The organism is Bowmanella yangjiangensis (assembly GCF_017255015.1).
GTDB classification, from domain to species: Bacteria; Pseudomonadota; Gammaproteobacteria; order Enterobacterales; family Alteromonadaceae; genus Bowmanella; species Bowmanella yangjiangensis.
Genome location: NZ_JAFKCS010000018.1, coordinates 75879 through 101915, shown reverse-complemented (window position 1 = coordinate 101915; position 26037 = coordinate 75879). Strand labels below are relative to the sequence as shown.

The 26037-nt window shown below is 49.1% G+C and carries 21 protein-coding genes and 3 tRNA genes; 8 read left to right on the top strand and 16 right to left on the bottom strand.

The genetic code is table 11. The features are described from left to right. The 6 genes from J0A65_RS16440 to J0A65_RS16415 all read right to left on the bottom strand — a co-directional run. The coding region (locus J0A65_RS16440) for a ClpX C4-type zinc finger protein (protein WP_206595405.1) at nucleotides 1-492 on the bottom strand (492 nt) is incomplete at its 3' end. A gap of 99 nt (nucleotides 493-591) precedes the next feature. Continuing rightward, on the bottom strand, nucleotides 592-1218 hold the full coding sequence (gene clpP / locus J0A65_RS16435; RefSeq protein WP_416135314.1) for an ATP-dependent Clp endopeptidase proteolytic subunit ClpP: 627 nt from the start codon (nucleotides 1216-1218) through the stop codon (nucleotides 592-594). Between the two features lie 138 nt (nucleotides 1219-1356). Next, nucleotides 1357-2658 (bottom strand): trigger factor, encoded by a 1302-nt coding sequence (gene tig / locus J0A65_RS16430; RefSeq protein WP_206595404.1) that lies wholly within the window; start codon nucleotides 2656-2658, stop codon nucleotides 1357-1359. A gap of 247 nt (nucleotides 2659-2905) precedes the next feature. After that, nucleotides 2906-2981: transfer RNA gene (locus J0A65_RS16425), tRNA-His, on the bottom strand. A gap of 34 nt (nucleotides 2982-3015) precedes the next feature. After that, nucleotides 3016-3092, bottom strand: a tRNA-Arg gene (locus tag J0A65_RS16420). Between the two features lie 22 nt (nucleotides 3093-3114). Next, nucleotides 3115-3191 (bottom strand) — tRNA-Pro (locus tag J0A65_RS16415). A 420-nt stretch (nucleotides 3192-3611) separates the two neighbouring features. Between J0A65_RS16415 and folD the strand changes: the two genes are divergently transcribed. Then, nucleotides 3612-4466: a bifunctional methylenetetrahydrofolate dehydrogenase/methenyltetrahydrofolate cyclohydrolase FolD gene (folD, locus tag J0A65_RS16410; RefSeq protein WP_206595403.1), complete on the top strand. Its 855-nt coding sequence runs from the start codon at nucleotides 3612-3614 to the stop codon at nucleotides 4464-4466. Continuing rightward, nucleotides 4466-5005: a DUF1415 domain-containing protein gene (locus J0A65_RS16405; protein ID WP_232850011.1), complete on the top strand. Its 540-nt coding sequence runs from the start codon at nucleotides 4466-4468 to the stop codon at nucleotides 5003-5005. The genes folD and J0A65_RS16405 overlap by 1 nt, the downstream gene beginning before the upstream one ends. Here J0A65_RS16405 and J0A65_RS16400 read toward each other — a convergent pair. The 5 genes from J0A65_RS16400 to J0A65_RS16380 all read right to left on the bottom strand — a co-directional run bounded on the left by J0A65_RS16400 (nucleotide 5002) and on the right by J0A65_RS16380 (nucleotide 12237). Then, a complete protein-coding gene (locus tag J0A65_RS16400) occupies nucleotides 5002-7626 on the bottom strand; it encodes a DUF2339 domain-containing protein (protein WP_206595402.1) in 2625 nt (874 codons plus the stop codon). The genes J0A65_RS16405 and J0A65_RS16400 overlap by 4 nt on opposite strands. Nucleotides 7627-7734: 108 nt before the next feature. Then, nucleotides 7735-8754 carry a DUF4340 domain-containing protein gene (locus tag J0A65_RS16395; RefSeq protein WP_206595401.1) on the bottom strand — a complete coding sequence of 340 codons (1020 nt, stop codon included), beginning with the start codon at nucleotides 8752-8754 and terminating at the stop codon, nucleotides 7735-7737. Continuing rightward, nucleotides 8747-10582, bottom strand: a complete 1836-nt coding sequence (locus tag J0A65_RS16390; RefSeq protein ID WP_206595400.1) for a GldG family protein — start codon at nucleotides 10580-10582, stop codon at nucleotides 8747-8749. Before J0A65_RS16390 ends, J0A65_RS16395 begins: the two co-directional genes overlap by 8 nt. Before the next feature lie 3 nt (nucleotides 10583-10585). Further along, entirely contained in the window at nucleotides 10586-11314 is a 729-nt protein-coding gene (locus J0A65_RS16385) for an ABC transporter permease subunit (RefSeq protein WP_206595399.1), read from the bottom strand. Further along, entirely contained in the window at nucleotides 11314-12237 is a 924-nt protein-coding gene (locus J0A65_RS16380) for an ABC transporter ATP-binding protein (RefSeq protein ID WP_206595398.1), read from the bottom strand. The genes J0A65_RS16385 and J0A65_RS16380 overlap by 1 nt, the downstream gene beginning before the upstream one ends. A gap of 259 nt (nucleotides 12238-12496) precedes the next feature. Here J0A65_RS16380 and tsaA point away from each other — a divergent pair, with 259 nt between their 5' ends. The 5 genes from tsaA (at nucleotide 12497) to J0A65_RS16355 (ending at nucleotide 19902) form a co-directional block, all read left to right on the top strand. Further along, on the top strand, nucleotides 12497-13231 hold the full coding sequence (gene tsaA, locus J0A65_RS16375) for a tRNA (N6-threonylcarbamoyladenosine(37)-N6)-methyltransferase TrmO (protein ID WP_232850010.1): 735 nt from the start codon (nucleotides 12497-12499) through the stop codon (nucleotides 13229-13231). A gap of 182 nt (nucleotides 13232-13413) precedes the next feature. Beyond that, a complete protein-coding gene (locus J0A65_RS16370) occupies nucleotides 13414-15123 on the top strand; it encodes a proline--tRNA ligase (RefSeq protein ID WP_206595397.1) in 1710 nt (569 codons plus the stop codon). Between the two features lie 272 nt (nucleotides 15124-15395). Beyond that, complete coding sequence (locus tag J0A65_RS16365; protein ID WP_206595396.1) at nucleotides 15396-16244, top strand: MBL fold metallo-hydrolase; 849 nt, start codon at nucleotides 15396-15398, stop codon at nucleotides 16242-16244. 9 nt (nucleotides 16245-16253) lie between these two features. Then, on the top strand, nucleotides 16254-17381 hold the full coding sequence (locus tag J0A65_RS16360) for a patatin-like phospholipase family protein (protein WP_206595395.1): 1128 nt from the start codon (nucleotides 16254-16256) through the stop codon (nucleotides 17379-17381). Nucleotides 17382-17481: 100 nt separating this feature from the next. Beyond that, entirely contained in the window at nucleotides 17482-19902 is a 2421-nt protein-coding gene (locus tag J0A65_RS16355) for a two-component system response regulator (RefSeq protein ID WP_206595394.1), read from the top strand. Between the two features lie 55 nt (nucleotides 19903-19957). On the opposite strand, the gene J0A65_RS16350 is transcribed toward J0A65_RS16355, so the two are convergent. The 3 genes from J0A65_RS16350 to J0A65_RS16345 all read right to left on the bottom strand — a co-directional run bounded on the left by J0A65_RS16350 (nucleotide 19958) and on the right by J0A65_RS16345 (nucleotide 22690). Then, nucleotides 19958-22186 carry a PAS domain S-box protein gene (locus J0A65_RS16350; RefSeq protein WP_206595393.1) on the bottom strand — a complete coding sequence of 743 codons (2229 nt, stop codon included), beginning with the start codon at nucleotides 22184-22186 and terminating at the stop codon, nucleotides 19958-19960. Between the two features lie 78 nt (nucleotides 22187-22264). Then, nucleotides 22265-22396, bottom strand: a complete 132-nt coding sequence (locus J0A65_RS27925) for a TrkA C-terminal domain-containing protein (RefSeq protein WP_416135313.1) — start codon at nucleotides 22394-22396, stop codon at nucleotides 22265-22267. Nucleotides 22397-22444: 48 nt separating this feature from the next. Beyond that, on the bottom strand, nucleotides 22445-22690 hold the full coding sequence (locus J0A65_RS16345; protein ID WP_206595392.1) for a cation:proton antiporter domain-containing protein: 246 nt from the start codon (nucleotides 22688-22690) through the stop codon (nucleotides 22445-22447). A 124-nt stretch (nucleotides 22691-22814) separates the two neighbouring features. Between J0A65_RS16345 and J0A65_RS16340 the strand changes: the two genes are divergently transcribed. After that, nucleotides 22815-23693 carry a GGDEF domain-containing protein gene (locus J0A65_RS16340; protein ID WP_206595391.1) on the top strand — a complete coding sequence of 293 codons (879 nt, stop codon included), beginning with the start codon at nucleotides 22815-22817 and terminating at the stop codon, nucleotides 23691-23693. A gap of 18 nt (nucleotides 23694-23711) precedes the next feature. Here the strand turns inward: J0A65_RS16340 and tilS are convergent, their stop codons facing one another. Together tilS and accA are read right to left on the bottom strand one after the other, a co-directional pair. Further along, nucleotides 23712-25037, bottom strand: coding sequence for a tRNA lysidine(34) synthetase TilS (gene tilS / locus J0A65_RS16335; protein ID WP_206595390.1), 1326 nt, complete (start codon nucleotides 25035-25037; stop codon nucleotides 23712-23714). A 41-nt stretch (nucleotides 25038-25078) separates the two neighbouring features. Further along, nucleotides 25079-26035 carry an acetyl-CoA carboxylase carboxyl transferase subunit alpha gene (gene accA, locus J0A65_RS16330; RefSeq protein ID WP_206595389.1) on the bottom strand — a complete coding sequence of 319 codons (957 nt, stop codon included), beginning with the start codon at nucleotides 26033-26035 and terminating at the stop codon, nucleotides 25079-25081. Nucleotides 26036-26037: the final 2 nt, after the last annotated feature.

Below are 26037 nucleotides of genomic sequence, written 5' to 3'. Positions count from 1 at the left end.
CTGGATAATGTTTTCCACGTCTTCGCCAACATAACCGGCTTCGGTCAACGTGGTGGCATCCGCCATAGTGAAGGGCACATCCAGGAAGCGCGCCAAGGTTTCTGCCAATAAGGTTTTACCACTACCGGTAGGGCCAATAAGCAGAATATTGCTCTTACCCAGCTCAACACCTTCGTGTACGTCACCGTTACGCAAACGCTTGTAGTGGTTATACACCGCTACTGCCAAGACTTTCTTGGCGTGCTCTTGACCGATGACATAGTCATCCAGGTGTTTATGGATATCCTGAGGCTTAGGCAGGGCTGCCTGCTTTTTCTTGGGGGCTATTTCTTTGATTTCTTCGCGGATGATGTCGTTGCATAACTCAACGCATTCATCACAAATAAAAACTGATGGCCCGGCTATAAGCTTACGCACTTCATGCTGGCTTTTGCCGCAGAAAGAACAATACAGCAGCTTATTATCGCCGTCCCCGCTGTGACTATTACTCATTTACTCATTACCTCTGTCAGACCTGGGGCTACCTGTCTTACAAGTATTAACCCTTATCGACCAATTTCTCAATTTCTTGGCTGCAATTAGGTCAGCTGACTATTTTTCCTGGTGGGCATCAAGCCGGTTTGCCAGCACCTGATCAACCAGGCCGTATTCCATCGCTTCCTGAGCACTCATGAAATTATCCCGGTCAGTATCCCTGGCAACAACCTCGAAATCCTGCCCGGTATGCTCAGCCATTAAACGGTTCAGCTTCTCTTTAATAGACAGGATCTCGCGAGCATGAATTTCAAAGTCAGAAGCCTGCCCTTGGAATCCGCCCAGAGGTTGGTGAATCATCACTCGTGAGTTAGGCAGGCAGTAACGCTTACCTTTAGCGCCGCCAGACAGCAAAAACGCCCCCATACTGGCAGCCTGACCAACACACATGGTGCTGACATCAGGTTTGATCAGATTCATGGTGTCGTAAATAGCCATACCGGCAGTAACAGAACCACCGGGCGAATTGATATACAGGAAGATATCTTTTTCCGGATTCTCAGATTCCAGAAATAACATCTGCGCCACAATCAGATTTGCCATATGGTCTTCGACCTGGCCAACCATGAAAATAATCCGCTCTTTTAAAAGTCTGGAATAGATATCGTAGGCCCGCTCCCCTTTGGAAGTTTGCTCAACCACCATGGGTACTAAAGAATTTATGGGCTCAAAGGCGTTCTGCATCATATAAGGCTTCTCGTTATTCACCAATGGGACTTCTCCTTGTCACTAAGAATTTCGTCCGCTGAAAATAAAAATGCTCGGTAGGTACCGAGCATTTAAGCAGTTGCTGACTAGTTAAGTCAACGAACAACGAGCAAATTAGGCTTGCTTGTTCATGATTTCGTCAAAGGCTTTTTTCACTTCTTTAACTTTAGCGTCAGCCAATACACTTTCAACCGCCTGGTCTTCCAGGGCGATATTCTGCATTTGCTGCATCAACTCTTTGTTGCCTTTATAGTAGCTTACTACTTCAGCAGGATCTTCATAAGCAGAAGCGGTAGTTTCAATCAAGGCGTCAACTTTGGCCTGATCAACTTTCAACTCTTTCTGCTTGATCACTTCACCCAACAACAAACCAATGCTTACGCGACGACGTGCGTTTTCTTCAAACAGCTCGTCTGGCAGTTGTGGCAGGTTGCCTTGTTGCTGGTTACCAAAGCGCTGCATAGCTTGCTGACGCAGTACATTGATTTCCTGGCTGACCAGAGCCTTAGGCAGTTCAACTTCGTTGGTTTCCAGCAAACCTTTGATAACTTGCTCTTTCACCTGGTTTTTCAGCGTTTGTTCCAACTCACGCTGCATGTTCTTACGCACTTCAGCGCGCAGTGCCTCAACACCACCTTCTTCTACACCGAACAACTTAGCAAACTCGTCATTTACTTCTGGCAGATCCAGACCTTCAACTTTAGTTACCTTGATAGCAAACTGAGCAGCTTTACCCTTCAGTTTTTCTGCATGGTAATCTTCAGGGAAAGTGACTTCTGCTACTACTTCTTCACCAGCTTTTTTACCAACGATTGGCTCTTCAAAACCAGGAATCATACGGCCTTTGCCTAGCTCCAACTGGAAACCTTCGGCCTTACCGCCTTCGAATTCCTCACCGTCGATAGTACCAACGAAGTCGATGGTCACGCGGTCGTCTTTCTTGGCCTTACGTTTGCCTTCTTTCCAGTTAGCGTGCTGTTTGCGCAGCGTATCCATCATGTTGTCCAGATCTTTATCAGTGATCTCAACAACAGGCTTGTCCACCTTGATCTTATTCAGATCTTTGATTTCAACTTCTGGATAAACTTCGAAAGACGCAACGAACTCAAGGTCTTCGCCTTGGTTATCTTTCTTCAGTTCAAACGCAGGCATGCCAGCAGGACTCAGTTTCTCCTGGATCACGGCTTCGTAGAAATTACGCTGCATCACTTCACCAGCGATTTCCTGGCGAACAGCCTGACCAAAACGCTTCTGGATAACAGTTACAGGCACTTTGCCAGGACGGAAACCGTTAACCCGTTGGGTTCTAGCCAATTGCTGCAAACGGGATTTTACCGCAACATCGATCTTCTCTGCCGGTACGGTAATGGTAAGACGGCGCTCTAAACCTTTTGTCGTCTCAACGGAAACTTGCATTCTTCTACCTCAACTTTGCGCACTTAGGCGGCTTTTCTGTATGCCCACCCATTTCCTTATAATCACGCCCAAAATTGTGTGGCGGGGATCAGGTTTGGTGAAGGGTGAACTTGGACCTGATAAAAAGACGCAGCATTATAGCGGCAGCAATAGGTCAATTCCAGTTGTAAAAATGAAAAAATTGCGTAGATAAACGCACAATTTAAAGAAATTTAAGATTGAGATTAAAATAAGGAGGAGAGAAGAGTGGGGTGGACGATGGGACTTGAACCCACGACGACCGGAATCACAATCCGGGGCTCTACCGACTGAGCTACGCCCACCACTGATTCTCTTTTTGGTCACGCCAGATTAGAATGGCGCGCCCGGCAGGATTCGAACCTGCGACCCACGGCTTAGAAGGCCGTTGCTCTATCCAGCTGAGCTACGGGCGCTCTTCGAACCTGAAGCAAGAGATGGTCGGTGAGACAGGATTTGAACCTGCGACCCCTTGTACCCAAAACAAGTGCGCTACCAAGCTGCGCTACTCACCGACTCTTGCTGTAGCAGGGTAAACATTTACTGGCTGCTACGGGGCGCGAATATTACCCACATGACCTATGACCGTCAAACACTTTTTCAATAAAAAAAGTTCGCATGCGCACTTTTTCAGCACAATGGTGATTATTCGGCTTAATCGTTGTCGTTTTAGCCAATTTCAGTCCTTAATCCCGGTTTCTCCCCCTTTTCCTCGGCGAATTCTCCTTTGATGTTTATAGCAAAGAATCCCAGACGGTATTTTTTTTGTTTTCGCTATATAGATAAGAAGAACCCACGCTCTATATATAAGACCCTGAACCCACTTTCTCTGGAAATAATCAAACAAGCCGACGGGCCATGATCAAGTACTTAATGGAATAGCAATTCTGTGGGACAATATTGCCAATCATTTTTTGACAACTGATTCCAAACCTATGCCAGCACAACTCATCGACGGTAAACTCATTGCTAAACAACTTCGCCAGAACGTCGCCAATCAGGTTGCCTCCATCCGGGCATCAGGAAAACGGGCGCCGGGCTTGGCTGTTATCCTGGTCGGTAGTGACCCCGCCTCTCAGGTTTACGTAGGCAGTAAACGTAACGCTTGTGAAGAAGTCGGTTTTACTTCCCGCTCCTATGATTTGCCGGCCACCACCAGCCAGCAACAGCTACTAGAGTTGGTTGATGAGTTAAATAATGACAATAGTGTCGATGGCATACTATTACAGTTACCTTTACCTGCGGGTCTGAATGCCGAGCAAATTTTAGAGCGTATTCACCCGCATAAAGATGTTGATGGCTTCCACCCCTATAACCTGGGACGATTGGCACAGCGCCTTCCTGCCTTGCGCCCCTGTACACCCAAAGGCATTATGACCTTGATCGAATCCACCAAACGTCCGGTTAAAGGTCTGGACGCTGTGGTGGTTGGGGCCTCAAATATCGTCGGCCGTCCCATGTCCTTAGAATTATTATTGGCTGGTTGCACTATTACCGTCTGCCACAAGTTCACCAAAGAATTACGTGCCCATGTAGAGCGAGCTGACTTGCTGGTCGTCGCGGTAGGCAAACCGGAATTTATTCCTGGTGACTGGATCAAGCCTGGCGCCATTGTTATTGATGTAGGTATTAACCGCATTGATGATGGCAAACTGGTTGGCGATGTGCAGTTTGCCGAGGCTGCAGAGCGCGCTGGCTGGATCACCCCTGTGCCAGGCGGTGTAGGCCCTATGACTGTGGCCAGTCTGATTGAAAATACCCTGGAAGCCTACGTTAAATACCATAGCTGATGGACGACGCGCTTATCATTAAGCAAACCCGCCACTGGGTTGAAACCTTGGTGGTGGGGCTTAATTTCTGCCCTTTTGCTAAAAAAGAATTGGCCAATACCCGTTATCAAGTGTGCCATCAAAGCGGTATGGTTCAGGCTGTCGAGCGCTTGCTGGAGGAATGCGATTTTCTTGATGCGCATCCAGAAATTGTTACCAGCCTACTGATACTGCCTCATTTTGCGGACTTCGAGCTGTATTTGCAGTTGTTGGATGAAGCAAACCTGAGTCTGGACAACAATGCGCTCAGGGGCACCTATCAACTCGCCAGCTTTCATCCTGAGTATTGGTTTGAGGGCGAGGCAAAAGACTCCCCCGCCCATTTTACCAATCGAGCGCCTTTTCCAGTCCTGCATCTTTTACGTGAGTCCAGTATTGAACTGGCCGTGGCAAAATTCCGCGACCCGCAAAACATTCCGACCAGAAATATCGCCACCGCACAAAAACTTGGCCGCGAGCAACTGCAAGCCATGCTGGAGGCCTGCAAACAGCAAAGCTAATTGCTGGTCGCTGGCTCAGCGGCCTGTCTGAGCCGCTGAAACAGCCACCCCAGCAACACCAAACACAGCCCCAGACCGATAAAGGATAAGGCGCGCAGAAGTCCCTGCAGATTCGCCATATCCAGAATAAACACCTTGAGGATCACCAGCAACATCAGGCCAAAGCCAACACGTTGCCAGGTTGGACGAGACAGACGGTAGGCCAAGGCAACCAACGACGAGGCTAATATCAACCAAATCAGTGAATAGCTGTAGTGCTCAGCATCTGAGGTGGCTTGCCAGATTTGAATATCACTGCCATTCCAATACTGTCGGATCTGGCCGTTAATAAACAACATAGCCAGCAGTCCACTCCCCCACCCGGCCACCTCGGCGGCCTTACCTTGCAAGTGCTGCCGGGACAGATGCCAAACCAATAGAGCAGGAATTCCCCAAAGTGGAATTAACCAGTTAAGTAACGGCCATTCACCAATAGCTTGGTAGTCGATAAAAGGGTTGTCGCCAAACAGCAGTTGTAACTGCAACAAACCACCACCTAACCACAACAGCCCACCGGCGGTGCGGTAAAGCCCCGCCAGCACACCGGCAAATTGCATACGATACAGATACAGGCTGCCCAGCAGCCACCAGTTCATAGCCAACAAAACAGTCTCTTCAAAGATCAACTGACCTGGCCAGGGGTAATGCCCAACCAACCAATAACTGGTTTCTGTGGTAACTAGCAAAGCGACTAAATGTAAGATAGCCCCTTGTAACCAAGCTTGCAGCTCGGAGTCCTGCCATAGACGGGCGGTGGCATAGAACAAACCAATTGCCACAGGATAAATCACTAAGCTCCAATGTACGCCGAGCAATGTCAGGTCTTCATACCCTGGTGTCCAGGGCGCTAAGCTCAAGCGCAACAGCACCAAACTGACCAGCACTTTAATAATCCAATGGGGCAATGCCAAAGCACGTTGTTTGGCCAGATAGCTTACCGCCAGCACTTGTATCAACAATGCCAGCGTCAGGGTGCTGCCATCCAGCAGCATGGTTAAACTCAGCGACAGATTGGCATTACTGCCAGCCAGGTAACAAAAGGCCTGCCAGTTGTCCGTGAGTCCCTTGGCCCGCATCGCCAATACCATCGCCATCAGCAATAGCACAGTCGCCCAAAGCGGATAGAGCATGCCGGTATCGCCTTGTGGCGCCATGGCATAGCCAACACCAATGAGTACAAAAGGGGCAAAGGCGGTTAACAGATGGAAGACCAAGCGCGTTGGCTGGGCGCGCCCGTACCAAAATCCGTAAGCGAAAATCACCAGACTGCCAGCCAGCACCAACAAGTAACCGTCTTGCAATAACTGGCTGATATCCGTCACAAGGCCGGGAGGCGGCACGACCCAAACACCCACCAGCAGGCATAGCACGCTAAGTAATGCCGCATGATCAAAACGACTGCTCAGCAGCGGCAGGCTGATTAGCATGATGGCCAGCGTCAGCACCAACATCAAACTGCCAGGCTGATAAGCTAAACTCAGACAGTGCAGCAGAGCCGGTATCAATAACGCGGCCAGCGCCAGGTTAACGCGGTTAGGTTGCCAAAGCCGTTTAAATGGTTTGGCCGTACTGTCTCGCTGATTAAGTAGCCAACCACATTCCGGCACAATAACCAGCGCATAGAAAGTCAATAAAATGAAGCCAGCAAAAGTTAAGCTGTCTGCAGGCTGCCCAAGCCAAAGCGCCGCTATATACCAACCGAAGTGGCCAACAAATAAGGCATTCCACAACCAGTTCTGTTGTACCCGCTTAGCCAGCAGCAATACCGACAAGCTGACAAAACTCACATAGCTGAGTAACGCCAACAAGTTACCACTGTCGCTGCTAACCCACAGGGGAACTGTATAAGCGCCGACAATACCAATAGCAGCCAGTAAAGGCCCTAGCAGCAATGACAAATAGCTGGCAGCCAAGGCGATAACCGCCAGCAACACAAAAGCCGGCAATTGTCCCAGCATGGCATAGTTATGGTAGGACAACAGCACCATGGTAAAGCAGGTAATAAAACCACCACTGGCGAGGGCTGCGGGGGTGTAATTAGCCCAACCTTCAAAAGGCACGGCGCGGCGATGTAACCAAACTGAAGCGGCAATCAGAGCCACGCCGAATCCAGCCCCTAATATTATTCTGGCCACAGGGGACAGCAAGCCCATTTCCAGGCTGTACTTGGCCAGGAATATCCCGCCAAGGGCCAAGGCCAACGCACCAATCCACACCATACCGTTTTGCTCAAAGCGCTTTTGCCAGCCTTTGAGCGTATCAGCCAAGCTAGTCGTAATGCGGTTTTGGTGGGCAGACTCAGAGGAAATGGTCACGGCCGGTTTAGCTGGTAGGTGATCGTCCCCTGGCATCAATTGGCTGTTGCCAGGCGATGCAGCAGCATACTGCGCATCGGGTTTGGGAGCTACACTGGCGGGTTTAGCAGGCGGCCGCGCAGGTAAAGGCAAGGATTTACCTTGCTGCAGGATTTCCACTTGCTTACGCAATGCATCCAGATCCCGGCGCAATCCAAGCACTTTAAAAAAGGCCACCACACCAGCAATCAATCCCGAAATACAAATAAGGCCTATCAGTGCATCCATGCTTACCTCCGGTCACCACAGCCTGTTGAAAGCAAAGACAATACGCAATTCCTGAAAAAAAACAAACCCGCCATAAGCGGGTTTATCTTTTAGCCTGTTTATTTAGGGCTAGCGATGGGGCGCTTCCCCTTCCTCTACGTGGCCAACCGGCAATTTATTTTCAGGTGCAGGTGGCTCAGCCAGGAAGTCCTCAACTTGCTTGTCCAACTGATTGGCGGAAAAACCGGAAATCAGATAAGTCTCACCTTGCCAATACGGAGCACTACTTTGAGAGGTAAAACGCACATAATGTTTTTCCTCAGATTCGAGTAGGCTTAGGTCAACTTGCTGTCCATCGAAAGTGACTAGCTGCATGCTGGCCTGCAGGGGCGCTTGCCAGAATTCTTCGCCAACCACCAGGCGCTCCTCAAAATTAAGGTTAAGCACATTGGCTAACAGCGAATCGAGCACGCTGGCGTATTTAAGTTCCCGACCGGAGGGGAGCTTATTCAGCACAAAGTCTGTCTGCTCTGCCGACTCTCGACTGATACGCCAGCCTTTACCGTCCAAACGACTGATGCTGGCAATCTGCTGTTTATCAAGATTTAGAATAGGTTGGCGCATCCAGTCACGCACCGCCATTGGCAGCGTTAAGTCCTGATCTATCAGCCAGCTCTGGTTGTCATTGGCAAAACGCACATAACGCCCATGCCCACTGGCTGGCGTATTACCCACCAGTAATTGCCAACTGCGATCGTCAGTTTCAAGCGTTAGCTGACTTACCGTGCTGCCTGGCGCATCCAGCGCCTGTAATCCTAGACGATGAAACTGATTAACCTGTCGGGTCTTGGCCTGCAAGCGCTTGGCATCAACCAAGGCTTGCAATAGTTCAGCAAGCTTCTGCTCATCAGCAGGATACCCACCTTCACTGCTGATCAGCCACTTGCCGTCAACCTGCTCGGCTTCGATGGACAAACCTTGGGCATCCAACATTGCCAGACGCTGAATCTTACTGCCCTGCTCTGCCAACTCAGGTAGTAGAGGCCCTTGTTTCAATACATCTGGTTGGCTGTCCTGCAGAAACAAAAACCAGCCAGCACCAGTGCCCAGTAGCAGCACCAAAAACAAACTGAGAAGATGTTTAGCCATGTTTAACTTTCCCCGCTTTTCTGCGCAACAATCTGGCCATCAAGCCCAGCAACAACACCAATAAAATCGGCGCCACCGCGATATTAATAAATTTCAACCAACTACCTAGACGCTCAATATCCTTATCTAACTGATGGCGCACATCCCGCAGGGCGCGACGAATCTCAATTTTCTTCTGCATAAAGTCGTCCAGCGCTTGCTGTTGCTGCGCATCAAGTACGAGGGCTCCACCTTCGCTGCGCTGCCCCTGTAGCTGTGCCAAAGCCTGCTCGGTCTCATCCAGTTCACGCTGCAGCAATTGTTCTTGATCTCTGAACGCCTGTTCGGCTTTCACTGTGAGTGCCTGAACCACATCAAAGGGACGCGAGAAGGTACCGCGACTGCGGATACTGATCAGGGCATTGCTACCGCCTAGGTTCTCTACTGCATTGGTCAGAAAATCCCCATTATTAGCAAAAGGGGTAAAGATGGTTTGACCGAAAAAGTTGCTCTGACTAACCCAGAACCTGTCGGTTAACAGGTCTGTGTCACCCACCAGAATCACGTTGATCTCACCCTCAGCGCGCCATTGTGAGACCTCAGCACCTTCAGGAGCTGAATCAAAGGCTGACTTTACTTTGCCCGCCAGTCTTGCCGCTAACACATATTGCTGGTCACTACTGACAAAGTTATCCGCCAGTTGCTTGGCATCGCGAGTCATGGCGTAGGACATATTATCCATTAAGCGGCTGGATGCGGAGGAATGCAGCAGGGGATGCCAACTTAACCCTGGTCCTTTGGGGGCACTAAACTGACCAAAAGACGCACCGTTAATCAGTTCCAGACCACGAGTAATCACATCCGAGCTATCCAACTGCTCAGCGCCCAATCCCAAAAAGCCCATATGTCTTGTTACACCCGACTGGCTACGAATATCCAGCCCGGAGGCGGCATCCAGCACCACCTGGTCAGCATCGAAGCCGATGCCCCAGGCATCAAATAGCTTATGCAGATCCGACCCATTAGCGCCGCCCATCGCCGCCATCGGGTCTGACTCATGATGAGGGTCAACGAAGACCATCAGCTTGCCACCGTTAAGTGCATACTGGTCAATACTAAATTGCAGAGCGTCGGTCAGATTTTTGGGATGAATAAGCAACAACACGTCTGTGTCGATTGGCACGCTTGCCGCATCAGAGCCCAGCACCTGTAAATCATAAAGCTGCTGCAACTGGCTGATACTGGTCCAGGCCGGGTCAAATCGGCCGGTCATGGGGTTTTGACCGCCTTGCACCTGCAAGTCCGTTATCAACGTCACTTTCACTTGTTTTGGATCGCTCAGCTGATAAATCAGCTTACTGATTTCATATTCAAGAAAGCTTTCCTGTTGCGGATCAAAAAAGCCGATCACTTTTTCATCATCAAAGGCATTACGCGCCGCCAATCCCAGATAAATGGCATCACCGGCCGCACCAACACTGGCGGCAGTTAAACCAAAACGACTGGCTTCGTCTTCTGCCTCAGAGAAGGGTTCGGGATCCACTTTATGCAAAATGATCTTGCCCTTTGACGCGGAGCGATATTCTTCCAATAGACTTTCCACCCGGTTTGCGTAATTTCGCAGTCCGGTCATGCCCTTGGAGGCCTTATCAGAGAAAAACAAATAGAGGTGAACAGGCTCATCCAGCTCGTTCAGTACTTGTTTACTGCCCTCTGACAGCGAGTAAACCTGATTTTCTGTCAAATCCAGGCGTGCAGATCCCAGCAATTGATTGTTTAGCAGCACCAATACAAAAAACACCAGCAGCAAGAGCACACCGGCAACGAAAGTCGATAATCGGTTCAACATGGGTTACTCCGCCTTCTTCTGCTCAACGGCTAAAAAGCCACCGTATAACCAAATTCCAATGGCGATCAGGAAATACCCCACATCATTAAGCGCGATTACGCCCTTTGCCATGGACTCAAAATGGGTCAGGAAACTAAAAGAAGCCAAAGTGTCTAGCATCATGGGTGACATCCAGCCTTTAAAGGCATCCAAAACAATACCACTGCCTGACAAAACGAACAGAAAACACACCACGACGGCCAAGATAAAAGCCACCACCTGGCTTTTGGTCAGTGCCGACATGCACATACCAATCGCCAAAAAAGCGCCGGCCATCAGCCAACTACCTAAGTAGGCGGCCAGAATAATACCGTTATCCGGATTGCCCAGATAATTGACCGTTAACCACAGCGGGAACGTCAGTATCAAGGCAAGCCCCAATACCATCCAGGCGGCCAGGAACTTACCCAGCATGACCTGCCAGATAGTGACAGGCAGTGTCATAATCAGTTCTATGGTGCCGCTTTTACGCTCTTCTGACCAACTGCGCATTGCCATGGCGGGTACCAAAAACAGGTAAAGCCAGGGATGAAAGTTGAAAAACGGCAGTAAATCAGCCTGACCGCGTTCATAGAAATTACCGATGTAAAAACTGAACACGCCGCCCAGCATCAGGAAAATCAAGATAAACACATAAGCCACTGGTGTGGCGAAGTAACTGGCGAATTCTCGCCGAAATAATGTTCCAACCATTATTCACTCACCTCAGCTGTCATTTGTCTGAATACATCGTCCAAACGCCCCTGCTCTTCATACAGGCGGTCTACCTGTAATCCTCGATCTCTTATGTACGCTGATACTACCGGCATGATGTCCTGCTGGCGCTCAGGGAACAGCACGACCCGTCCGCTGTGCTTTTCAATTTCCATATCTTCCACACCAGGCAGTTCCGCCAGGCCGGAAATATCCGTCATTTGGGTGAAATGCAAGCTAATGGCCTTGTAGTAACGGGAACGGCGTTGTAAGTCGTCCGGGCTGGCATCAAACAGCATTTTGCCACCGGCGATAATCATGGCGCGATTACATACCGAGGTCACTTCCTCAAGAATATGGGTGGAGATGATCACAATTTTGTCTTTCGACAGATTCTGAATCAGTTCCCTGACCTGGTGTTTTTGGTTGGGATCCAAGCCGTCTGTGGGTTCATCCAGAATCAGCACTTGAGGGTCGTGCAAAATGGCCTGGGCCAGCCCAACCCGGCGCTTAAAGCCCTTGGACAAGTTCTCGATAGGTCGATCGAGCATACTGCGCAGTTCCACCATGTCGATAACCTTAGCCAGCCGCTGCTTTTTCTGCTCGCCCTTAAGGCCACGCACATCGGCAATAAAATTGAGAAACTGCAGCGGTGTCATGTCTCCATAGGCTGGAGCACCTTCAGGCAGATAGCCCAAGCGGCGCTGTATTTGCTTGGCAGACTGCAGAATGTCCTGGTCGAAAATACGGATCTCCCCGCTGCTGGGGGGCAAGAAGCCAGTCAACATTTTCATGGTGGTGGACTTGCCCGCGCCATTGGGTCCGAGAAAACCGACGATATCGCCCGGCCTGACCTCAAAGGAGAGGTTATCGACAGCCTTGAAACTGCCAAACTGTTTACAGAGGTTCTTTACTGAGATCATAAGATTCCTTAAATGATCAAAGAGTTAGAAAAATCATTAGCCATATGGGCACTGCCGCCCAAATTTCAACCCCTGATAGACAGTAAGCCTGGTTCAAAGGTTTCCCAAAGAGATTCAGCATGCCTGATCGACAAAAAAAAACCCACCTAAAAGGTGGGTTAAAAAAACCAGTCCGGGAATGAGCATTGGGTCTAAATCCAATACCTGATGGATAATCTACCGACAAAAGGTTTTGTAATTATTACCGCCAGCACTGAAAATGTTGCAAATTATGACACCTAATCTGGCTATGCAACTGACTCCAATCGGTATTATCCACACTCCCTACAAAGAAAAATTTGCCATTCCCCGCCAACCCGGCTTGGTAAAAGAAGCTGTGGGGGAGATTCATCTGCACGCCGATTTCGCCGATCCCAACGCGTTTCGGGGAATAGAGGAATTCTCGCATTTGTGGTTGCTGTTCCAGTTCCATCAAACCGTGCACAGGGGGTGGAGCCCATTAGTTCGTCCGCCTCGCTTGGGCGGCAATGCCAAACTCGGCGTCTTTGCAACGCGCAGCACCCACAGGCCCAATGGCATCGGTCTGTCTGTGGTTGAAAATCTAGGCCTCGCACAAAAACAAGGTAAAACATTTTTAAAAGTGCGCGGTATGGATTTGATGAACGGTACCCCGATACTGGACATCAAACCATACCTGCCCTATGCGGACGCGATACCTGGAGCGAGCGGTGGTTTTGCCAACCAGGCACCAGAACCTGACATGCAAGTGCAATACGCTGCTGAGGTAATTCCCAACCTGCTGCAAGCCGAACAGCGACAGCCAGGCATTACCGACTTGATAAAACAAGTTTTAGCACAGGACCCAAGACCGGCATATAAGAAAAAACAGCAGGACATACAAGAGTTTGGCATGCATTTGGGAGAGTTTAACATCCGCTGGCAGGTCAAATCAGGCCAAAGCCTGGTGACACAAATCATCGCCACAAACTCATAGCGGCAGATAATCCACCAGACAATACAGTTTTGCCTTTAGCCCCTCTCAAAGCGCTGCTAGAATGTCGCCACTTTTTTCTGTCAGGCACCTGACAGCAACCACAATCTGCTCCACGTAAGACGGTAAAATGGCCAAACATTACCCGTATTGGTGAGCACTTTAGATACCAGGTAAATAGAACTATGCGTAGTAGTCAGTATTTATTAGCGACTCAAAAAGAAACGCCAGCCGATGCCGAAGTTATCAGCCATCAGTTGATGCTGCGAGCAGGCCTTATCCGTAAGCTGGCTTCCGGACTCTATACCTGGCTGCCAAGTGGTTTACGGGTACTTAATAAAGTTGCCGGCATCGTACGTGAAGAGATGGATAAAGCCGGCGCTATTGAAGTGCTTATGCCTGTGGTTCAACCGGCTGACTTGTGGCAGGAATCGGGTCGCTGGGAAGAGTATGGCCCTGAGCTACTGCGTATCAAAGACCGCCACCAGCGAGATTTTGTGCTGGGCCCCACCCATGAAGAGGTGATTACCGATCTGGTTAAGCGGGAAGTAAGCAGCTACAAGCAGCTGCCTATCAATCTGTATCAGATCCAAACCAAATTCCGTGATGAAGTGCGCCCTCGCTTTGGTGTTATGCGTGGTCGTGAATTCACCATGAAGGATGCGTATTCATTCCACCTGAGCCAGGAATGTTTGGAAAAAACCTACCAGGACATGTACCAAGCCTATTGCAATATATTTGAGCGTATTGGCCTGGAATATCGTCCGGTTATTGCAGACACAGGTTCCATTGGTGGCAGTATGTCTCATGAATTCCATGTGCTAGCTGCCTCGGGTGAAGATGATATTGCCTTTAGCAATGCCTCTGAATTCGCCGCTAACGTCGAGATGGCCGAAGCATTGGCCCCTGCCGGTGAACGCGCCGCCCCAACTGCAGAGATGCAACTGGTGGATACACCTAAAGCGAAAACCATTAACGAACTGGTGGAGCAATTTAATCTGCCAGTAGAAAAGACCATTAAGACCTTAATTGTTAAAGGTAGCGAAGAGGCTGGCAGTGAATTGGTAGCCTTACTGGTTCGCGGCGATCACGAACTTAACGAGATCAAAGCGGATAAACTGCCTGAAGTCGCTTCTCCTCTGACCTTCGCCAGTGAAGAAGAAATTCGCGCTGCCATTGGTGCAGGCCCAGGTTCGTTGGGACCGGTCAACCTGAATATGCCGGTTATTGCTGACCGCGCGGTAAGCCTGTGTAGCGATTTTGGTGCAGGTGCCAACCAAGACGGTAAACATTATTTCAATATCAACTGGGAGCGTGATGTCGCGCTACCCAAAGTGGCAGATATTCGTAATGTTCAGGCTGGAGATCCATCTCCTGACGGCCGTGGCACCCTGGAGATAAAACGCGGCATCGAAGTGGGCCACATCTTCCAGTTAGGAGAAAAATACTCACAAGCGATGAACTGCGGCGTTTTAACTGAATCAGGTAAACACCAGGTACTGACCATGGGTTGTTACGGTATCGGCGTGTCACGTATTGTGGCTGCAGCTATTGAACAGAACCACGATAAATACGGCATTATCTGGCCAGACGCTATCGCACCTTTCAAGGTGGCGTTGATTCCTATGAATATGCACAAGTCGCATCGTATTCAGGAAGCGGCTGAGGCCCTCTACAAGCAATTGCAGCAAGCCGGTATTGAAGTGCTGTTTGATGATCGCAAAGAGCGCCCAGGGGTGATGTTTGCAGACATGGAACTAATGGGTATTCCCCATCATATCGTGGTGGGCGAGCGCAATCTGGATGAAAATCAGGTTGAATACAAGTGCCGCCGCAGTGGTGAAAAACAACTTCTGGATCTGAATAAGGTGCTGAGTTTTATTCAGGCACTGTAAGCTTGTATTCTCTAACTTAAAAGGGGCTTGAGTGCCCCTTTTTGCTACTCGCGATTAGCTTCTGGCCCTGTTCGCACCGTTATAAATAGCTTAAAGCCGACATATACCTCTTGATAAATAAGCATACCCGCTGACACTTACAGTAAATTCCCCTTGGTTTATACTCAGCCTTTAATTAGAGTAATGATTAGTCAAAGGATTTCCTTATAAATCAAGGGAGAGCAGCAAGTACCTTGGTGCTGATTGCTGAACAATATGCAGCAGGTTGAGGCATGAAATTAACATTTTATGGTGTCAGAGGGTCAATCCCGGCGCCGGGTGCAGCTTTTGTCCGCTACGGCGGGAATACAGCCTGTGTGCATATTGCATTAAACGACGGCACAGATATCATCCTGGATGCAGGTACCGGCATCAAAGCGCTTGGCGGTAAACTAGTTGCGCAACAGAATGATATTCACTTGCTGCTTACTCATAATCATTGGGACCATATTCAAGGCTTCCCTTTCTTTGCCCCCATTTATCAAGCAGGTCGCCGGATCCACATTGTACCGGGGAAGACCCAGTTAAATGAGCAGGATGCGATCTTACAGCAAATGACCGGCAGTTATTTCCCGGTCCACTACCAGGATCTGCCAGCCCATATTACTTTGACTCCAGTTCCAGATGAAAAAGACAGTTGGCAAATAGGTAGCGCAACTGTGTCGAGAATGGCAATGAATCACCCTGGTTGTGGCAGTTCATATCTAATCGACGCCGACGGCGTCCGTATAGCCTATATCACAGATAATGAACTCTATCCGCCTTACCAGCGAGCCACCAGCTTTCTTGACTGGGTTAATTTTGCCAGTGGCGCCGATTTACTTATCCATGATGCTCAATATCAAATTCAGGATATGCCCAGGAAAGCTGGTTGGGGACATTCAGTCGCTGAAGAGGCGGTAAAACTAGCCATGGCGTGCAGAGCCAAGTCTTTAGCCTTGTATAGCCATGACGATATGCGAACGGATGACGAAATTGACCAAATCCAGCAACATTGCCGTGACATTATTGATATCGGCCAAATGTCTGTCAGCGTTTTCGCCGCCGCAGAAGGTATGTGTATTGACTTCGATCAGCGTTGAGTAAATTGGATGTTACAACGGCATAGATTTGCGCTTTTACTTACCGGTGGCGGGGCTCGTGCGGCTTATCAGATTGGCGTGCTGAAGGCTATTACCCAACTGCTGCCTCGCAATCACAGCCTCCCCTTCCCGATCATTTGCGGTACCTCAGCCGGAGCCATTAATGCGACAGCCCTGGCTTGTTTCGCATCCTGCTATCACCTCGGCGTACGCAAACTTGAGTGGGTATGGAAAAGCTTCCACCCTCAGCAAGTTTATCAGAGTGATATACTGCCCTTGTTTAGCTACCTGGCGGCTAATCAATTGCAGATGTTACGCGTGTCAAATAACGGTGGCCGTCCTTCCAGCCTTTTGAATAACCAACCACTGCGGCAGTTGCTGAAGAAGACTTTGGATTTCAGCCGTATTGACCGAAATGTGCTGACCGGTCACCTAAAAGCCATCAGTGTTACCGCCTCTAGTTTCAGCACTAATGATTCCATCAGCTTCTTTCAGGGGATCCCTGAGCTATCTGCCTGGCAACGTTCAAAACGCCAAGGTGTAAAAACACAGCTCAACGTTGAGCATCTGATGGCATCTTCAGCTATCCCACTGGTGTTTCCACCGGTTAAAATCAGTGACCAATATTTCGGCGATGGCTCTATTCACCAACTTTCGCCCTTAAGTTCGCCTATTCACCTGGGCGCAGAAAAAATATTGGTGATTGGGGTTGAACAACCCAGGCCGGATAGCCGCCACCAACTTCAGGATTATCCAAGCAGTGCCATGATTGCCGGTCACCTGCTGGATACTATATTTGCTGACACCTTGCATTCAGACTTAGAGCGGCTGTACCGGATAAACCATACCCTGTCCTTACTAAATGACAAACAGCGCAAAGCCACGCATCTGAAACCCGTTGAATGCTTGGTCATCAACCCAAATGCCAATATCAACGAACTGGCGATGGACCATTATAAGCGCCTGCCCAATGGAATACGTGCATTGATGCGCATCATGGGCGCCAAGCCTGATTCGCAGTCAAGTTTGTTAAGTTATCTCATGTTTGAAGGGCATTTTTGTCAGGCCGTGATGGATCAGGGACTGCGTGACGGCTTGCAAAGGTTGGATGAAATTCGTGCCTTTCTGGAAATCTGACCAGTCTTCGACTAAATCTGAATGAAGGAAGATCTCTGCAACGGAGCGTTTTCCATTTCAGACAGACATCCAACCGATTGCTGTGCAGCAAGGAAGAATAATGGAAAGAAGCACGTTGTTGATTGTCGAGGACGAACAGCTTATCGCCCTTAACCTCTCTTTAGATTTACAGGATTGCGGCTATCTTGTCTGCGGTATTGCCAGTTCAGAAAAAGAGGCCTTTAACATGGCCTCTGAACACAAGCCGGATTTGGTAATGATGGACATCAATCTTGGTGCGGGGGGCGACGGCATCAATGCTGCGCAACGTATAGGCTCAGAGCTGCGAATTCCGGTTGTTTATCTGACGGCTTATACCAGTGATGACCTTATTCGTCGTACCGGCCTGACCGCCCCCTATGGCTACATTGTAAAGCCTTATAATGTCAGGGAATTAAAAGCCAGTATCGAGACCGCATTATCTCGTCATAAGTACGAGAAAATCACTGAGCGTTCCGAAAAACGCCTCAAAGCGGCGGTACATGCGGCCAAACTAGGCCTGTGGGAATACAATGTACAGCGTGGCACCATATTGTTTGAAGGGCTGTTTGGTGATCAGGTCAACATCAAAGGTGATATGGTAGAGCTCCAAGCGTTGGATTTTTTCACTAAACTGGCGCTGGAAAATGTCGATGAGTTAGACGAGCTCGAGTCCCTCCTAAAAAGCGGCCAAAACGTAAGCCGCACTATTAAACTCAAAAGTAAGGACGGTGCAACAAGCGAAGACCGCTGGATTGAGTTGTACCTTAGCGACATGACGCTGGAAAATGGTTTAATCCGCATAGGAGCAGTCAAAGATGTCTCTGAGCGGGAAAACTTTGTTAACGAGCTGAGAACCGCCTACAACATCCTCGCCAATATAGACGAGTCAGTCATTATACTTTATTCAGACTTTACCATTCGCTCAGTTAACAAGGCATTCTACAAACACACCCATTTTTCGGCTAATGATGTAGTTGGCACACCAGTTTCAACGGTACTTTCAGGAAATCGACGGCATGATGAAATGCTTTTCGATAATGAAAAGAATACCCGACATGAAGTGGTCGTGCATCGCAAAGACCACAGTCACTTTCACGCGCTGCAAACCATTACCCGAATTCGAGAAACGGATCATAATCCAGAACTCTACATTATGATTCTTACCGACATATCGTCGCTCAAGAAAGCCGAGCGTGAACTCAACCGCATGGCCTATCGTGATAGCCTCACCGGCTTAGGTAATAGAAACCTGATGAATCAGGTACTGGCCGATATGGAGTGTGGTGAAGAGAACAACATTGGTTTATTTTTCATAGATATAGATTCATTTAAATTGATCAATGATTCTATGGGACATGAGCCGGGCGATCAGCTGCTCGTAGAGTTTTCCCAGCGCTTACAACAAACAATGCGAGCTGAAGATATTCTAATTCGCCTTGGCGGCGATGAATTTGTGGTTATTGTTGAACAGATAGAGCGACACGAGGACTTCGAGCGCCTGGCACAAAAGATCATCGAGATATGTAATGAGCCTTTCAATATCAGCGGCAGGGAAATCATGGTGACCTGCAGCATTGGTGTAGCCATTGCCGATGAAACCGTAGATTGCGCAGCCTCATTGCTTAAACATGCCGATGCGGCGATGTACGAGTCAAAGCGCAAAGGCAAATATACTTATACTTTCTATTCTGACGATTTAGTTGATGTGGTGCGCTACCGCCTGTTCATCGAGCAAGGGCTGCGCAGAGCGCTGACCGAAGAGAGCATCACCGCCTTCTGGCAACCCATAGTGGATGCGCAGTCTGGTGACGTGGTGGCCGTTGAAGCATTGTGCCGCTGGATAGACAAGGATGTGGGCATGATATCCCCCGATGCTTTTATTCCGGTTGCAGAAGAAACAGGGCTCATTCAAAGCATAGGTCTGCATATGCTAAGAGAAGCCTGTATGCTTATAAAGCTTCTCGAAGAACAAGGGTTTGGCGGCATTCGCGTAGCAGTTAATGTATCAGGTATTCAATTGAAGGATGCCGAAATACTGGAAGCTCTTACTGAGATGCTTCAGGATTCACAGGTCAATCCAGCCGACCTGGAGTTAGAAGTCACAGAAAGTACTTTGCAATCTGAAAATGCCACCTTGTTACTTTGGCAAATTCGTAAGCTGGGCATTAACATCGCAATTGATGACTTCGGAACAGGGTATTCATCACTATCCCGGTTGGCGGAAATGTCGGTAAATAAACTTAAAATAGACAGATCCTTTGTGGACAACCTTAGCCAGGATGGCCGCCATCAAATTATCATTGAAGCCATCATAAATTTAGCTCGAGGCTTAGGATTAGCCATTACCGCCGAAGGAATAGAAACCAAAGAACAACTAGAATACCTTCGCGACAAAGGCGTCGACAGTATGCAGGGTTATTACTTCGCCAGACCTATGCCCTTGGCTGAACTATTAAAATTTCTACCCGACAGGCATCAAAGCGCCGGGCGTCTATTTTAAAGAAAATCGCGAGTCCGCGTGGGCACACTCCCAGCAAGGCAACAGGCTCAGCTAACTACTCAATTACCAACTCAGACAATTTCACACAGGTTCCTTTTTGCCCATCGACCTGAATACTAAATCCGGCCTGTTTGGCAAAGGTCTTCATTAAAGTAAAGCCAAGTTGGCTGGATAAACTGGCATTTTCAAACAGTGCGTTGTCAAAACCAGGACCATCGTCACATACTTCTAACTGCAACAAACCATTGCGGCGTACCATTCTAACCGTCAGCATCCCCTGTCGGTGATGAAACGCATACTTAAAAGCATTGGTGACCGCTTCACAAATCAGTAACCCCAATGGCACCATCTGGTTAATGTTAATATTCAACGGCTTCCCTTCGTCTATCAGATTCAGATTTAATTGCTCTCTGCTCGACTTGCTCAGAGTGTCTCCGATAAGATTTACCAGCCGGTTCACATAACTCTGCAGATTAATCGAAGCCAAACTGTCATTCTGATACAACAACTCATGAATAAGGGCCATAGCCCGTATACGGTTTTTCAGATCACTCAGCGCCGCTTGCTCTTCCTTTTTGACCTGGCGACTTTGAATATCCATCAGGCTACTGACAATTTGCAGATTATTTTTCACCCTATGGTGAACTTCATTAAGTAGTGACACCTTTTCCTTAAGCGCACTTTCGAGCCGCTGCTCCGCAAACTTCAGCTCCGTCACATCACTGCTTGATACGACCACTCTGAACCAGTCACCGAGCACATCTGAAATAGGATGCACGTCAATTTGAAACCAGCGACCTTCCACGGCGTGAACCAAACCAAATGTGCCTGATTCACCGTCTTCCCGAACATTACCTAATAGATAGTCGCGCAATCTGTACATTACGCCGCTGCGGTCCAGTTTTTCCAGTAAGGTCAGAGGTTGCGGCTCCAACTGCGAAGCATCAAGACCGAGCATAGCGGCAAAGCGATGGTTGATGGCTGATAACCACACCTCGTCATCCTCCCGCCAGTCCAACACCAATAAACCACTTGAGGCGCCGGTGAATACTGACTCCAAAAATGCAGATTTATGCATCAAAGCCGCTTCCAACTCTTTTTCATCCTGCACGTCAGACACCATACCCGACATTACAACAAGATTACCTTGCTCATCGCGTTGGCTATCACCTCGGGTATTAAACCAGTGATATGTGCCGTCGGCAGCCCGCCCCAAATAATTAATATCGTACTTATTCCCCTGCTCTACGTGCTCCCGCAGATGAGTCATTACCTTATCCAGATAATCCGGATGAATATGCTCCTTCCAGGTATCAAAATGCGCAGGCACATTAGCCGGCCAACCCAACAGCTCCAAAAAACGAGGAGAAAACCAGTTGCTGTTATCTGCTGGATACCACTCCCAGGGCGCATCACGCGAACCCGAAATTACCCGTTCAAAACGGTCATTGGCTTCCACCAGTTTTGCCTGATAGGACAAGCGCTCACTAATATCCACTACCGTAGCAAAAACCCTAACCTCACCATCCAGTTCGCTACGATATAGGGTGACTTCAACGGGTATTTTCTTGCCTGTTTTACCCAGGCCATACACCACGCGCGAAGTCATTAAGCCAGAACTGCGTATACCGACACTGATGTCCTCGACCAATTTTCGATGTTGGCTTCGCTGCTCTGGTGGCAACAAGGTATTAACGTGCTCGTTAAGTAAATCCTGCTCGTCATAATCAAACATACGGGTCAGGGCAGTATTGACCATACGAATATGCCCCAGCGCGTCTGTCACCAACATGCCAAAAGGTGAACCCTCTACCGCTAAACGCACTGTGGCAAGGCGCTCTTGTTCTCTAATGAGTTCCAACCTATCCAGCTCAGCCTGATAGACCAAGTCCTTGTGTTTGGCATATTCACTAAGACTAGGAATACTGATGAGGTCAGGTAAGATTTTAATCAATACATACGCCGTGCTCAGCGACACAATCGCCGTTACTGCCTTGGCGATACCATGGTATCCGTAAGCGCCCTGCCACACAGTGTAGATACCAAATAAATGGGTAATTCCACAGCACAGGATAAATGCCGCAAACAGGTACAACATCCAGCCAAAACGGATATCCTGGCGTTGTCGGACAAACAGATAAAGAACAAAGGGGATAGTAAAATAGGCGGCGGCGATAGCGGCGTCCGATATCACATTCAGCCACAGAATATCAGGCTTCCAAAGATAGCAGTGGCCGTGGGGCATGTAATCGGTGCGAAAGAAGTCAGTAACCTGCTGTTCCATCAGAGCTCCTTGTCCATTCAACATGAATTATTATTGTTCTATCAATATAGTAGTCATTACAAGCTGCGCCCCGAAAGTTCAGGGTCCTTTCAATAAATAACGTTCAACACGCTCTACTCTGCGCGGTTTACCGGCAATCCCCAAAACGTCCTGCGCTTCAAACCGCCAGGATGCATCTGGGCTGGCTAGCTCTCGTTCATTGCGACGAATCCCTTTAATGACATTCTGACAGCCTCCAATTCAAGTTGGCTGAATGTTTTACCTATAGCCAAGGCATTCGGCAGGGAAATTCCAGTCCCAGGGTAAAGAGCAAAATACAATCCCTAACTCGGCGACAAAATGGATACTCTCTTCATGATAAAAGAGAGCGAGTAAGTCAGGGCCCGCCACTAACCCACAGGCGAGATACGCCAAGATCGGCGGTAAGTTGACGCGTCGGAAACTCCACACCATGCTGATGGCAATCCCCATCAACAGCAGCAAATGAAAAAAACTGTTTTCCATTCAATCCCCTGAGATAGCGTCATATTACAGGCGTACCGAACGGCACGCATTTTGCTAAACATTTCCCAGATATCAATTTAGCACAGGTTGTCAGCCAGAGCTGACATATGACCGGGAGCGAACATTGGAACAGCTTACGCCAATTCTCGATAATGCCAGTTACGACAGCTTCTTCCGCTTCAGCCAACATGACAAGCTGATCTCTGACGCTGAACGTTTGTCCTTGCTCGAACACCTTATGGGTACGCTTGAGTTACAAGCGTTCGGTCATGCGCTACTTTCGCAGCTCAGTGCCAGAGTCCAGATTAGTGGCATTGCTATTAGTGGCCCCTCAGCTACAGCACTATGGGGAACCGATGCAACGTATAGAAAACGCATCAGTATCAAAGGGTTTGCTGACACAGCGGTGAGCTACTACTTTACTAAGGTGCCTGATGCTCTTGAAAACAAGTTGCTTGATGAGCTTCATCAATTGCTCGAGCCACTGACTAAGAATGCCCTGGAACATGAAAAGATCCGCTGCTTGGCCAGCAAAGATAGCCTGACCGGCCTTGGTAACAGAGCGGCCTTTAATGATGTATTGGCTCGTCAATTCAGTGTTAGCCGCCGCACCGGGGCAACCTTTGGCTTACTGATGATTGATATGGATAAGTTTAAAGCCATCAATGACCAGTTTGGCCACCAGGAAGGTGACAAAGTATTGGTTGCCATGGCCCAGGCAATCAGTGCCAGTCTGCGTGACACGGATTTTGCCTTTCGCTTTGGCGGTGATGAGTTTTGTTGCATCATTGAAGATGCCGACACAGTAGCACTGCGTCGAATTGGCCAGCGGATCCGTCGCACTATGTTAGATCACGCCATCCTTTCCAGACATCAAATGCGTTGCAGCATTGGTAGTAGCCTCTACACCAGTGGTGATGAACCTGCGAGTTTATTTGAGCGTGCCGACCGTCAACTTTATCAGGACAAACACAGTCATCACCCGCTTAGCCGCACTGCATAAAAGCGGCAGCGGCTTGCCCTAGCCGGCAATGTCCAGCCGCCAGGCTTGACTACCGGCTACTGGCAGTGCAAAGCGACGATCCACCTGCCAACCTGCCACTGCCGCAAGCCGGTCTTCCACCATCAAGAGCGGCATTTTCGTTCTTTGCCAAGGAGGGATGTGGGCTAACTTCAGCCACTGCTTTAACGGCTTGTGATGCTGCTGGCCCATCGGACAAAAAGCATGAGAAAACTCGCCAAAACGTACCTGCACTTTTTGCGAGGGTAAGATATACAAGCAACCGGCATCCCCGTCCTGTGCCTGAGTAAACAATAATCGCCTGCCATCATCTAACTGAAGCTGAGCTTGCCCCACCCAGTCCTGGCTGACATTCTGAACAAGCGAGCGGCTATCCAGCAAATAAAGACCTTGCTGAAAACGCCGTAATTGCCAACTTCCCCAGGCTAAGCATGGCTGTGCATCGGGTTTAGCAGCATAAAACTCGCCGGGCAGACGCTGCAACAATTGCTGCGGTGGCACCTGGGCCTGCTGTTTTTGCAACCATAAACGGATGATTTGCTGCTGCCAGAGCCAACTAAAGCTCTGTAGTTTGCGGATGTCCAGACAATCGTCCGCGACTGCCACCAGTGCCAGGCGCTCATCGCTAACCTCTTCCAATAACAGTTGCTGTTCGGCGCAGAGCCTGGCACTGCGCGATACTGTAGTGCCAACCGATGGCCAGCGGGCTTTTAATAGCGGCGTTATGCTATGGCGCAGAAAATTACGCTCGAAACGCTCATCCTGATTGGACTCATCGTCAATCCAGCGCAAGTTATACTGCCGGGCATATTGTTCAAGGGTGGCTCTGTCATATTCAAGTAACGGCCTGAGATAGCAGCGACCGGCTCGTACCTGCCTGGCTGCCATCGCCGAGAGCCCTTTGGGGCCAGCGCCGCGTTTTAGCTGTAGCAAGAAGGTTTCCAACTGGTCATCCTGATGCTGACCAAGCAGGATATGCGCATCCTCAGGTGTGACATCCCGAATGGCCTGATACCTGGCCTCCCGAGCAACAGCTTCCAAACTTTGCCTGCTGTCACAGGCCAAAACAACGCGCTGTCCGAAAAATGCCACATCAAGTGCCTGGCATTGTGTTTCGCAATGGGCTAGCCACAGGTCAGCATTTGGACTTAAACCGTGGTGGATATGCACCGCCCGAACTTGAACCTCAGGCAACGCTTGTCGAACCCGGCAGGCCAAATGCAACAACACAGTAGAGTCAAGCCCACCGCTGTAGGCAACCACTAAAGGCTGAGCGGTGTAAGCATCGATAAAATTTTTGAAATGAATATAAAGCTTATCAGACATAAAAAAGGCCGCTAATCAGCGGCCCATTCTAGGGGATTTACTTAGCAATAGCCAAACGACATCAAGCGCTCGTAACGCTCATTCAGCAAATCCGTTTTAGACAATTTCTGTAACTGTGCCAATTGCTGCTTAAGGCAGGCTTTAAGATTAGCCGCCATACCATCGTGGTCACGATGCGCACCACCTAAAGGCTCATCAATGATATTGTTAATTAGACCCAGCTTTTTGATTTGCTGCGCACTAACACCCATTGCCTCAGCAGCCAGTGGTGCCTTCTCGGCACTCTTCCACAGGATAGACGCACACCCTTCCGGAGAAATAACCGAGTAAGTGCTGTACTGCAGCATGTTAACGCGATCGCCGACACCGATTGCCAGTGCGCCGCCTGAACCACCTTCACCGATAACCGTACAGATAACAGGCACTTTCAATCCCGCCATCACTTTCAGGTTACGGGCAATGGCTTCACTTTGGCCACGTTCTTCAGCACCAACACCAGGGTAAGCCCCTGGCGTATCAATAAAAGTAATTATCGGCAGATTAAACCGCTCCGCCATTTCCATCAAACGCAACGCTTTACGATACCCTTCTGGTTTTGGCATACCAAAATTGCGTTTGATCTTCTCAGCCGTGTCACGGCCTTTTTGATGACCGATAACCATCACAGGCTGGTCGTCCAGCTTAGCCAGACCACCCACTATGGCTTTATCGTCAGCAAATGCACGATCACCAGCCAGCTCGTCGAACTCAGTAAAAATACGCGGCATATAGTCCAAGGTATACGGACGCAAAGGATGACGGGCCAATTGAGAAATTTGCCAAGCCCCCAGATCGCTAAAAATCTTGCGAGTCAGATCTGCACTCTTTTCCTTGAGCTTGGTTATTTCCTCTTCCAGACCCACATCAAATTCACCGCCCCTGTTGACCAGGCGCAGCTCTTCAATCTTGGCTTCCAGCTCTGCAATTGGTTGTTCAAAACTCAGATAGTTCAAACTCATCC